The organism is Nocardia sp. NPDC050408 (assembly GCF_044458905.1).
In the GTDB taxonomy this organism is placed as follows: Bacteria; Actinomycetota; Actinomycetes; order Mycobacteriales; family Mycobacteriaceae; genus Nocardia.
Genome location: NZ_JBITIL010000003.1, coordinates 678,635 through 691,201 on the forward strand (window position 1 = coordinate 678,635; position 12,567 = coordinate 691,201).

At 66.1% G+C, this 12,567-nt stretch carries 5 protein-coding genes; all 5 read left to right on the forward strand.

The window, feature by feature from the left end:
* Positions 1 to 9 precede the first annotated feature (9 nt).
* From ACIBJI_RS12930 to ACIBJI_RS12950, 5 genes are read left to right on the forward strand one after another with little or no spacing between them, the layout of a single operon-like run.
* Positions 10 to 1,260: an NAD(P)/FAD-dependent oxidoreductase gene (locus ACIBJI_RS12930; RefSeq protein WP_364339497.1), complete on the forward strand. Its 1,251-nt coding sequence runs from the start codon at positions 10 to 12 to the stop codon at positions 1,258 to 1,260.
* Positions 1,257 to 1,856, forward strand: a complete 600-nt coding sequence (locus tag ACIBJI_RS12935; protein WP_364339499.1) for an SGNH/GDSL hydrolase family protein — start codon at positions 1,257 to 1,259, stop codon at positions 1,854 to 1,856. The genes ACIBJI_RS12930 and ACIBJI_RS12935 overlap by 4 nt, the downstream gene beginning before the upstream one ends.
* Before the next feature lie 29 nt (positions 1,857 to 1,885).
* Positions 1,886 to 8,419 (forward strand): SDR family NAD(P)-dependent oxidoreductase, encoded by a 6,534-nt coding sequence (locus ACIBJI_RS12940; RefSeq protein ID WP_397084146.1) that lies wholly within the window; start codon positions 1,886 to 1,888, stop codon positions 8,417 to 8,419.
* On the forward strand, positions 8,416 to 10,785 hold the full coding sequence (locus ACIBJI_RS12945; RefSeq protein WP_397084148.1) for a beta-ketoacyl synthase: 2,370 nt from the start codon (positions 8,416 to 8,418) through the stop codon (positions 10,783 to 10,785). The genes ACIBJI_RS12940 and ACIBJI_RS12945 overlap by 4 nt, the downstream gene beginning before the upstream one ends.
* Positions 10,782 to 12,344, forward strand: a complete 1,563-nt coding sequence (locus ACIBJI_RS12950) for a PfaD family polyunsaturated fatty acid/polyketide biosynthesis protein (RefSeq protein ID WP_397084150.1) — start codon at positions 10,782 to 10,784, stop codon at positions 12,342 to 12,344. The genes ACIBJI_RS12945 and ACIBJI_RS12950 overlap by 4 nt, the downstream gene beginning before the upstream one ends.
* Positions 12,345 to 12,567 lie beyond the last annotated feature (223 nt).

Sequence of the window (12,567 nt, forward strand, 5' to 3'; positions counted from 1 at the left end):
GATGCGAACATGTACGACGTCATCGTTGTCGGAACTCGGGTTGCGGGTTCCCCGCTGGCCATGCTGCTCGCCAGGAAGGGTTACCGGGTCCTCGCCGTGGACCGCGCGACCTTCCCGAGCGACACCCCCTCGACCCACTACATCCACCAGACCGGACTCGGGTTGCTGCAGTCGTGGGGTTTGCTGGACCAGGTGGTGGCCTCCGGCTGCCCGCCGATCCGGCACCTGAACTTCTCTTACACCGACATCGTAATCAAGGGTTTCGCCGATGTGTCGGCCGACGGCATCGACGCCGTGTACTGCCCGCGCCGCACCGTGCTGGACAAGATCCTGGTCGACGCGGCCGGTAACGCCGGCGTCGAGGTGATCCACGGGTTCTCCGTCACCGAGTTGGTATTCGACGAGGATCGGGTGGTCGGCATTCGCGGGCGCGTCCGCGACGGCGCCGAACAGGAGTTCCGTGCCGGTCTGGTGATCGGCGCCGACGGATCGAATTCGACCGTGGCCAAGGCGGTCGGCACCGAGGTCTACGACGGCTCCCCGGCGGCGTGCTTCGTCTACTACTCCTACTACGACGGCGTCGACTGGGGTATGCAGCACCGCACCGGATTCGGTGAGCAGCAGTTCGCGGCGTGGCCGACCAATGACGGACTCTCGCTGGTCGCGGTGATGCGCAAACGGGACCGGTTCCGCGACTTCCGCACCGATCCGGATGCCGGCGTGCAGGAGATCGTCGACCAGATCGACCCGGAACTCGGTGCGCGCCTGCGGGATACCGGCAAGCGGGTCGAGCAGTTCCGGCCCATGCTCTACCCGGACAACTATCGTCGCCGCTCCTACGGACCCGGTTGGGCGCTGGTGGGGGACGCCGGTTACCACAAGGACCCGTTCACCGGTTGGGGCATTACCGATGCCTTCAAGTACGCCCAGCTGCTGGCCGCTCTGGTCGACGCGGGCCTGTCCGGCGCCCGGCCGCTCGATGCCGCGCTGGCCGAGTACCAGCTGCAGCGCGATGCGCAGAGCGCGAGCACTTATGAACTGACACAGAGCATTTCGGAGCTGTCGCTGACGCCCTACTACGATTCGGTATTCCGCGCGACCAGCTATGACGAGGACTACTCGAAGAAGTTCTTCGGAATGATCGCCGGAATCTACTCGCCGGACAAGTACTTCGGCGAGCAGGAGCTGACCGAGCTGTATGAGAAGGTCGACTTCCCGGTCGAAGCGCGGCATGTCACCAAGGACGGGGTGTCGGCGTGAGTGGATTAACAGCCCTGGGGGACAGCTTCGTCGAGGGTCGCGGCGACGCCACGGCCGGTGGCGGTTACCGCGGCTGGGTGCCCCGACTGGGCGGCCAGCTCGGTCTGCGACCCGCTGCCGTGCGCAACCTGGGAGCGCACGGTGCCACCACCAGCATTGTGCTCCAACAGCAACTGCGCCTGGCTGTTTCGGCGCGTTCGGGCCTCTTCGGTGTCGTCGTCGGCGTGAACGATCTGGTCAGCGATTTCGATCCGAATCGGTTCGAACGCAACCTCTGGACGCTGTTCGACACGCTAGGTAGCACTGGCGCAACGGTTTTCACGGCAAGCTACCCGGATATTCCGGCTCGGCTGCCGGTGCCGGAGGGCTTCCGCGCACTGCTGCGCGAACGGTTCGTCTTCGCCAATACCGTGCTGGCCGATGTCACCGCTCGAACCGGCACGCTGCTGCTGGATATCGCCGCGCAGTCCGAGTGGGAGCGGCCCGAAGTGTGGACCGCCGATGGTCTGCACCCGAGCTCCCTCGGTCACCACATGTTCGCCGCGGGTGCGGCCGAACTCATCGCATCGCGTACCGCGACCACCGTAGCCGCTTGATCTTTCCACCCGGTTCGAGAGGAACTTTCGTGACAGACGACAGACGCCTGGCGCGCAACCCGATCGCCATTGTCGGGATGTCCGGGCTGTTGCCCAACGCGCACAATCATCGAGAGTATTGGCAGAACATCGTCGACGGAGTGGACTGCACCACCGAGGTGCCCACCTCGCGCTGGAGCCTCGACGATTACTTCGACGCCGATCCGGACGCACCGGATAAGACCTACTCGCGTCGCGGTGCGTTTCTGCCCGATATCGACTTCGACCCACTGGAATTCGGGCTGCCACCCAATCAGCTCGAAGTCACCAGCACTATGCAGACGCTCAGCCTCGGAGTGGCGCGCGATCTGCTGATCGACGCGGGCGCGGTCGATTCCGCCTGGTACGACCCAGGCAAGACCGGCGTCGTGCTCGGCACCACCGGACCGGTGCCGCTGATGCATCCACTGGCGGCACGACTTTCGACACCGGTGTTGAAGGAGGCGGCGCGCTCGGTCGGGCTCTCCGATTCCGACGCCGATGCGATCGCCGATAAGTTCGTCGCGGCTTTCGCGCCGTGGGAAGCGAATTCGTTCCCGGGCCTGCTGGCCAATATCACCGCGGGTCGGGTCGCCAATCGGCTCGGTCTCGGCGGTATCAACTGCACCGTCGATGCGGCCTGTGCGGCATCGCTTGCCGCACTGCGGACGGCCGTTGCCGAACTGCAGGACGGCCGGGCCGACATGATGATCACCGGCGGTGTGGATACCGAGAACACCATCTTCATCTACATGTGCTTCAGCAAGGTGGGGGCGCTGTCGGCGAACGGGCGAATCAGCCCGTTCTCCTCCGACGCGAACGGCACCCTGCTCGGTGAGGGCATTACGATGCTCGCCCTGCGGCGGCTGGAAGACGCACGTCGCGACGGCAATCGGATCTACGCCGTCATCCGCGGTCTGGGTTCCTCCAGTGACGGCCGGGCGAAGAGCATCTACGCGCCACGTGCGGGCGGGCAGCGCGTCGCCCTCGATCGGGCTTATGCCGATGCGGATTGCTCACCGGCGGATGTCGCGCTCATCGAGGCGCATGCGACCGGCACACCGGTCGGGGACAAGACCGAGCTCACCGCCCTGAAATCGCTGCTGTCGGACGCGACTTCGGAGTCCCGCTTCGCAGCGCTTGGCAGTGTGAAGTCGCAGATCGGGCACACCAAGGGTGCGGCGGGCACCGCCTCGGTCATGAAGTTGGCGCTCGCACTGCATCAGAAGGTGTTGCCGGGCACCATCAATGTGGACGCACCCAATGCGGAGATCATGCCGGACGACGCGCCCTATTACGTGAATACCCGGACGCGGCCGTGGATCCGGGATCCGCAGCGGCCGGTGCGTCGGGCGGCGGCGTCGGCATTCGGGTTCGGTGGCACCAACTTCCACGTCGTGTTGGAGGAAGCCGACTCGGCTCGCACCGAACCGGTATTGCACCGCACCGCGCGGGCGCATCTGTGGCATGCGCCCGATGTGGCTGGGTTGATTGATGCGGTTCGAAGCGTGGATGGCGTTGACGGCGGCGATATTCCGGAGCACCACGCACGCATCGGATTCGTCTCGGTGGACGATGAGAATGCGGCGCACCTGCGGGCGCTGGCGGTGGACGAACTGGTGCGCAACCCCGAGGCCGTGACGTGGGATCACCCGGAGGGCGTGTACTTCCGGGCCGCCGCACTGCCGGAGCGCAAGATCGGTGCGCTGTTCGCTGGACAGGGCAGTCAGTACGTCGATATGGGAGCGGATGCGGCGCTGAGCAATCCGGCGGTCGGCGCGGCCTTCGATGCGGCCAATATCGCATTCGCCGAAGCGTCGGTGCGACTATCTTCGGTGGTGTTTCCGCCGCCCGCTTTCGACGAGGAGACGTCGTCGGAACAGGAAAAGTCTTTGCGCCGAACCGAATTCGCGCAACCTGCGATCGGGGCGCTGTCGGCGGGACAGTTCCGGGCGCTGGCGGAGTGCGGGTTGCGCGCCGACGGATATCTGGGGCACAGCTTCGGTGAACTCACCGCGCTGTGGGCTTCAGGTGCGGTCGGGACCGAGGACTTCTTCGCCCTGGCTCGGGCGCGCGGTGCGGCGATGACACCGGCAGCCGGTGTCGAGGCCGGGACCATGGTGGCGCTCGGCGCGTCGAGGGATATCGCCGAGGAACTGCTCGCCGGCGTCGACGATGTGTGGATCTGCAACCATAATGCGCCCGATCAGGTCGTTGTCGGCGGCGGGCCGGATGGGATCGCCGCCGTAGTCGAGCGGGCCGGCGCGCGTGGGGTGGCGACGCGGGCACTGCCGGTGTCGGGTGCGTTCCACACGCCGTATGTGGCGCATGCGGTGGACGCGTTCGCCGGCGCGACCGCGGCGGTGACGATCAGTGCGCCCGACGCGCCGGTCTATGCGAATACCCCTGATGTCCGCTATGGCGGCGATGTCGCGGCCAATCGCGCGCTGCTCACCGGACAGCTCAGTAAGCCGGTCGAATTCGTCGCCGCGCTGACCGCGATGCGCGCCGATGGCTGCACGGTATTCGTGGAATTCGGGCCGAAGCAGGTGCTGACCTCATTGGTGCGGCGCACCCTCGGCGACGATGTCATCGCCATCCCGACCGATTCCGGTCCCATCGGCAATAGCGATCTCGCGCTGGTACGGGCGGCGGTGCGGCTCGCCGTGCTCGGCTTCGGCCTGCACGGCATCAATCGGCATGCCGCGCCGATGCCTGCCCCGCGCACCTCGAATCGTGCGATGACCGTGACGATCTCGGCCCCCGAGTATGTGCCCGAGAGTCGGCGTGCGGCGTACGTGGCCGCACTCGATGACGGTTATCGCGTCGGTGTAGCCGCACCGACTCCCGTCGACACCGTGGTCGATCCCCAGCCCGAAACGCTGCCTGTGGCAGCGACGTTCGCCGAACCTACGGAGACGACTGTGTATCAGCCCTACGAGTCGGACGCGCTCGACAGTGCGCTCGTGCAGCACCTACAGACCCACCGTCAGTTCCTCGACGGTCAGCTGGATATGGCCCGCGGCCTGGCCGGTGCGCTGGGCGGCGGATCGCTCGATGAGGCGACCTTGCGTGCGATCGAAGCCGTGAAGGATCACGGCGTGGCGATCAGTGAAAGTCATTCGCGGGCAAGTGAAGTGCTCGCACAACTGGCGGAGCTGGAGAGTGGATTCTCGCCTGTTGCGCGGACGGCGACCGTGACGCGGCGGGTGGAGTCCACTCGGCAGGCGGCGATCGAATCGGCACCTGAGCGGCGGCCGTTGGTTTCGGGGGATGTGGATACATCGGGTGCTGCCGAAACCGATGCGGCGCATTCGGGGGTTTCCACCAACGGTGGACCGGTTGCTCCGAGGTCCAACGGTGGCACTTCCGCCGCTCCCGAATTCAACCGTGGCGCTGCTACCGAGTTGCGGGCCAATAGTGGCTCGGTTGCTACAGCGGCAGGGAATGGCGCGTCCGGCGCGGCATCCAGCTCTCAGGCATCCGCCGAGGCACTGCTGAGCGCGTTGCGTGAGGTAGTTGCCGAGAAGACCGGCTATCCGGTCGAAATGGTGGATCCGTCGATGGATCTGGAGGCCGATCTCGGGGTGGATTCGATCAAGCGAGTCCAGGTGATCGGTGCGCTGCAGGAGCTGTTCCCGCAGCTGCCGAATCTCGGGCCGGAGCAGTTGGGGACGTTGCGCACGCTCGATCAGATCGCGAGTTTGTTGGGTGAGAGTGGGGCGGCATCAGGGGTCCCGGGTGCACCCACGGCTGCTGGCGGAGTTGCTGGGGTGGCCGCGCCTACGGTTGGTGCCGGAATTGGTGCTACGGCCGCCCCCACGGTTGGTGCCGCGGCTGCTGGGGTGGCTGCACCTACGGTTGGTGCCGGAATTGGTGGCACAGCCGCAGCCACGGTCGGTGCCGGAGCTGCTACGGCGGCCGCACCCACGGGTGACGACCTGCGGATCGCGTTGCGTGAGGTAGTTGCCGAGAAGACCGGGTATCCGGTCGAAATGGTGGATCCGTCGATGGATCTGGAGGCCGATCTCGGGGTGGATTCGATCAAGCGAGTCCAGGTGATCGGCGCGCTGCAGGAACGGTTTCCGGAGTTACCCAGCCTCGGTCCGGAGCAGCTTGGCACGCTACGCACAGTGGATCAGATTGTCGACGAACTCGCGACGTCGGTGGGTGGTGATGTCTACCCAAAAGCTGAGGCCGCGGCCGAAACGCCGCGGTATACCGTCGAACTGATCACCCTGCCGTCGCTGGACCGGGCCGTTGCCCCGTATCGCGAGGGCGCTGCGGTCGCGCTGGTCGACCTCACCGGCCAGGCGGAGGCGGATGCAGACTGCGCCGCCATCGAATCCGTGCTGACCGAGCAGGGATGGTCGGTGCATCGGACGGATTCGGCAGGCTTATCGGATCTCGATTCCGTCGATATCTGCCTCGCGGTGCTGAGCTGTGAGTTCGCCGATTGGGAGGCCGCGCAGCGATGGCTCGTCGCGGCGGTGCTGACCGCCGGTCACGCGGTGCCACGCTTGGCGAAGACCGATAATCGGGCGGCCTTCGTCACGGTTACCCGGATCGACGGTCACCTCGGCTTCCTCGGCACGGCGGGTCCGATCGCCGCCTTGCTCGGCGGTGTCGGCGGTGTGGTGAAAACCCTTGCGGCCGAACAACCCGAGCTGTTCTGCCGGGCGCTCGACATCGACCCGGAAATCACACCGGCCCGACTGGCCGAGCTGGTCACCGCGGAGTTGCACGATGCCGCGCGTGACACGCTCGAGGTCGGTATCGATGCGGCGGAGCAGCGGCGGACGCTTGTGCCGAGTGCACATGCGCCCGCCCGTTCGGTCACCATCGTGCATTCGAGTGACGAGCAAGGGCCGAGTGTGCTTACGGCACAGGATGTTCTGCTCGTCACCGGCGGTGCGCGCGGCGTCACCGCCACATGTGTCCGGGCGCTGGCACAGCACAGCGAGGCGCGCTTCGTGCTCGTCGGCCGCTCCGAGCTGACACCTGAACCAGACTGGGCTGCAAACGTTTCCGACGCCGAACTCAAGTCGGCGGCGGTGCGTGCACTGGTCGGCACCGGAGCAAAGCCACGGGATATCGAGCGTGCGTGCGCGCAGGTAAGGGCCGCCCGCGAAATCAGCGACACTCTGACCGAATTGGGTTCGCGGGCGGAGTATCTGGCCGTCGACGCCACCGATGAAGCGGCGGTGCGCACCGCACTCGCACCGTGGCACGACACCATAACCGGCGTTGTGCATGGGGCAGGTGTGCTGGCGGACTCCATGCTCACCGATAAGACGGCCGAATCCATTCAGCGGGTGCTGGATCCCAAGATCTCCGGGCTGGCCATTGTGCTGGCCGCGCTCGGCGAACTACGGCATCTAGTGCTGTTCACCTCGGTGGCCGGACTGTTCGGTAATGCGGGTCAGGCCGATTACGCGACCGCGAACGAGGCACTGTCCCGATTCGCGGTGAGCTATCGGCGACGCCATCCCGACTGCCACGTCACCGCCATCGACTGGGGCGCCTGGGACGGCGGCATGGTGACGCCCGAACTGCGCGAACATTTCCACGCTCGCGGCATCGCCCTGCTGGACCCCCAGACGGGCGCGACGGCCTTCACCGAGCAGTTCACGGCGGACCGGCGCGACGACGCCGTGGTTCTCATCGGTCCGGCCGAAAGCCTTACCGGTGATACGACAGTGCATCCACCCGCGGCCAAGGCCCGGCGGATCATCACCGGGCTCACCGACGATCCGATTATCCAGGCGCACCGAATCGGCGAACATATCGTGCTGCCAGCCACTTTTGGTATCGGCGCGATGGTGAATCTGGCCGAGCGCAGCTTGCCCGGTCGAACGGTTATCGGTGCCAGGGATTTCCAGGTCCTCAAGGGAATCGTGTTCGACCATCCGATGGATGAACTCGAACTCGAACTCGAACTCGAACTCGTGCCGGCCGAGTCGGTCGACGGCGTGGTGCTGGTCGAGGCGACTGTCCGCAGTGGCGATGCGCTGCACTTCCGGGCGACGCTGCTGCTGGCTGCCGAACCAGATCAGCCACCGACCAAGGCGATCCCGACCGGATCGGTCAGCGACGCCAATATCTACCGCGATGCCATCCAATTCCACGCACCGGCCCTCCAGGGCCTGCGCACGGTACTGGCGGCGTCGGACGAGGCGATCGTCTTCCATTGCGCGTTGCCCGCCGCGAGCGTGGCCGACGGAGCCTACGGCGGCCGCCTGCACGATCCGGTCCTCGCCGACCTGATCCTGCAGGGACCGCCGGTACTCGGCTACCGACTCCTCGGGGCAGCCTGTCTGCCATTGGGTGTCGGCCGCGTGGACTACTACCGGCAGTTGCCCACGGACGAGCCGTTCCTGCTCACCGTGGACAACCCACGGACCAGCAGCTTCGACGTCCGGATCGACGCCACCGCTACGACATCGGATGGAACAGTGTTGCAACGCTTCTCGGACGTCACCGTGGTGACGACGCCGGATTTGACCGCGAAATTCCAGGCTTCGGTGCGGGGGTGGTTGTCATGACGGCTATCGAGTTCGACGGGGTGCCTTTCGATCCGATCGGCACTGTCTCGGCCAGGGGCACGGCGACGGCGGTCCATGAGAGCCCTGCGGTCCACGGAAGCCGGGCGGTTCACGCGAGTTCGGCGGTGGACGCGAGTTCGGCGGTGGACGCGAGTTCGGCGGTGGACGCGAGTTCGGCGGTGGACGCGAGTTCGGCGGTGGACGCGAGTTCGGCGGTGCACGGGAGTTCGGCGGTGCACGGGAGTTCGGCGGTGCACGGGAGTTCGGCGGTGCACGGGAGTTCAGCGGTGCACGGGAGTTCAGCGGTGCACGGGAGTTCAGCGGTGCACGGGAGTTCAGCGGTGCACGGGAGTTCAGCGGTGCAGGGGAGCTCAGCGGTGCACGGGAGTTCGGCGGTGCAGGGAAGTTCGGCGGAGCACAGGAGCGCAGCGGTGCACGAAAAACCCCCGGTACACGAGATCCTGGCCGCGCACCAAACATCTGCGGAGCGTGAAACGCCAAGGGGGCATGAAACGCCTGCGGTGCGAGAAGTTGCAACCTCGACTGCTGTGGCAAAGGCACGTCCGCAAGCTCCGGGACCTCTCACCGAGATCCGCTCGGGCGTCGTGGCCGCCCACCGCGCCGCGCTCACCGCTCAGGTCGCACTGCAACGGGCGATATGGCACCGGACGGTGCACCCTCAGGGCCCGGCGACGGATAAGGGGCACAGTGGCCCGTCCATCTCCGCCGCAACCATCGCTGCCGCACCGGAGTGTGCATTCAAGCCGCTGGCCCGCACCGCCCGCGCCAGCCTCGATCGAGCGGCACTGGTACGCCTCACCCAGGGCGATGTCACCGGTGTGTTCGGATATCGTCGCTCCGGCGTCGAGTTCGTGGCACGACTCGCGGCGGCAGGCCCCTTGGTCCTCACCGAGGTCGTAACCGTCGAACTGCGCGGCGGCACCGGAAACGGCCGCGTGGTAGCGCGTTTCGACGGCGATACACGAGCGGCCGCAGTACAGGCGGCGGAGGTATTCGCACTGTTTACCGGCATGCAGCTGTACCTCTCGCGGAGCATGTTTGTCAGTGCTCCGGGTATCGGCGAAAGCGACACTGGCACAGTCGAATTCACTGTCACAGAAATCGACCTGGTGCCCCGGCCGCATGTCACCGGCACCGCGACCATCGCGGGTTCCGCTCCGCTACAGGTCACCGTGACGGTGGCCGAACCGGCAGGCACGGGCGTCGGCCCCGGTGCGGCGGTACCGGGTCTATTGCTCAATGAATTCCACATGTCCCACCTCGCCCGCGGCGATCAAGCCATCGCCATGGGCCCCGAATTCGGTGAATACACCGGTGTCCGAGCAACCCGTCTGCCGACGGGCGGGTTGCTCCTGGTCGACCGTGTCCTCGAATTCGACGGTGCCCGAGGCAAATTGGATGGCGCGACGTACCGCACGGAATACGACTCACCCGCCGATTCCTGGTACTACGGCGATACCGCGAATGAATCCATGCCGCATTTCGTGTACATGGAGACCTCGCTGCAAGCGGCACTGCTGATGGGTTACTACGCCGGTCCCACTCTCACTCAGCCGGGTGTCACCCTGAGCCTGCGCAACCTCGGCGGCACGGCAACCGTCCTGCGCCGGGTAGATCTGCGGGACAAGACGATCGAGCAGACATCGCGCCTGCTGTCTACGACGATCCTGCCCGGCTCGTCACTGCAGAACTTCGACTACACGCTGAGCGTGGACGGAGAACCCTTCTACACCGGCGAGACCATGTTCGGGTACTTCAGCGACGAAGCGCTGGCGAACCAAACCGGCCTCGACGCCGGGCGCTCGGTACCGACCTGGCTGGATGAGCATCCGCAAGCAACCCGGACCATCGATGTCGCGGCTCGCCGAGCGGATCCGAACGCGGCGTTGTGCGCCCGGCGCACCCTGGCACTGATCGACCGCATCGACGTAGTCGATGATGGCGGGAAATACAGTGCGGGATATCTGCATTCGCTGCGCGAAATCAACCCGTCGGACTGGTATTTCGCCCGGCACTTCCACCTGGACCCGGTGATCCCGGGATCGCTGGGGGTGGAATCGGTCATCCACGCTATCCAAGAGTGGATGCTCGACGCCGGATACGCAGACACGATCGCCGATCCCGTCTTCCGCATCCCCAGCGATATCGCCTTCAGCTGGCGCTACCGCGGCCAATTCCTGCCGACCGACGCAACGGTGCGGCTCGAGGCGCACATCAAGGAAATCCGCAGGGGCGCAAACGGTGTCACCGTCATTGCGGACGGTTCGCTGTGGAAGCCAGGTCTGCGCATCTACGAACTCATCGACCTGGCGGTCGAACTCGGTGAGCGAGAGGAGCGGCCGTGACCGTATCGTCGACCAGCGTCGTCGCGGAAAGCGCTGACGACATCATGTCCGTACTACTCGATGTGCGGCAACCGTGCTGGATCGTGCGGCACGACGGCCGAGTGGGAGCCACATCCGATGCGGCGGTCGCGGCCCGATCGCAGGTGCTCACCGCGGTCGCACCACTGCCACCGGAGTCGCTCGGGGACAGGCAGTTCCACGCGACCCACGGCGTGCGCGCGGCATACGCGGCAGGTGCGATGGCCAATGGCATCGCCGCACCGGCCTTGGTTGCGGCGATGGCGCGTGCGGGCTACCTGGCGTCATATGGTGCGGCCGGGGTGACGCCCCCGGCCGTGGATGTGGCACTGTCGGAACTCAGTGCGCTGGGAAAACCGTTTGCCTGCAACCTGATTCACAGTCCGTCCGAACCGGCGCTGGAGCGCGCCATCGTCGATTCCTGCCTGCGCCACCGCGTACGTTGCGTCGAGGCCTCGGCATTCATGAGCCTGACCACCGAGGTCGTGCGATACCGAGCGGCGGGCCTCGGCATCGATCGGCACGGCCGGATCGAGGTACGCAATCGCCTGATAGCCAAGGTGTCCCGAGTCGAGGTCGCGGAACCCTTCCTACGGCCGGCACCTGTCGCGCTGCTGCGCCGACTGGTCGAATCCGGTGATCTCACATCGGAACAGGCTCGCCTGGCCGAGCTTGTGCCGATGGCCGACGACATCACCGCGGAAGCGGATTCCGGTGGCCACACCGACCGCAGACCTCTGCTCGTGCTGTTTCCGGAACTTGTCGCCGCACGCGATCGAATTGCCACCGCCGTCCCCGCAGCGGCGGCGGTACGGATCGGCGCCGCAGGCGGCATCGGCACACCCGCCGCAGCAGCAGCGGCCTTCGCACTCGGTGCCGCATATGTGGTGACCGGCTCGATCAACCAGGCCACCCGCGAAGCCGCCCAATGCGAAACAACCAAACAACTACTGGCCCAAGCGGATTTCGCCGACTGCACAATGGCACCGTCCTCCGACATGTTCGAACTCGGTGTGCAGGTCCAGGTCCTGCGTCGAGGCACCATGTTCGCCGCCCGCGCCCAACGCCTGTACGACACCTACCGCGCCCACACCGGATTGGACGACATCCCCACCGACCTACGCCGCGATCTCGAGGGCGCCCTCTTCCGCCGCCCACTCGAAACGGTCTGGCAGGACTGCGTCACCTATTTCACCGAACGCGACCCCGGCCAACTGATCGGCGCAGACGAAGATCCAAAACGCAAGATGGCCTTGGTATTCCGGTGGTATCTCGGCTTGTCCTCCGGCTGGAGCATCCGTGGCGAAGCCGACCGCGCCACCGACTACCAGGTATGGTGCGGACCAGCCATGGGCGGCTTCAACAACTGGGTAGCCGGAACCTACCTCGCCGGCCTCAACAACCGTCACGTAGCCGATATCGCCGATCAGATGATGCTGGGCGCCGCCTACCTCACCCGAATCGCCCAACTCCGGACCGCGGGCGCACGCCTACCAGCCGAATGCACCCGCTTCCTGCCGCAACCTATGCAGCAGCGCTGACCAGCGCAACGAGCGCGTCCTCCGAATGATCCGCGTCGGACTCGGAATCACCACGGTCGCGGTGTATTTCGAGTCCGACGCCGAGGGGGCACGTCCCGGCTGCTCGCCCTATCCACACCACAGCGGATGGTAGCTAGCGCAACCGCAATCCCGACATTGTCGGTCTCCGGTTGGGCATCACAGTGCCCGTGCGGCACTTCGCCATGTTTGCGCAACGAAAGGT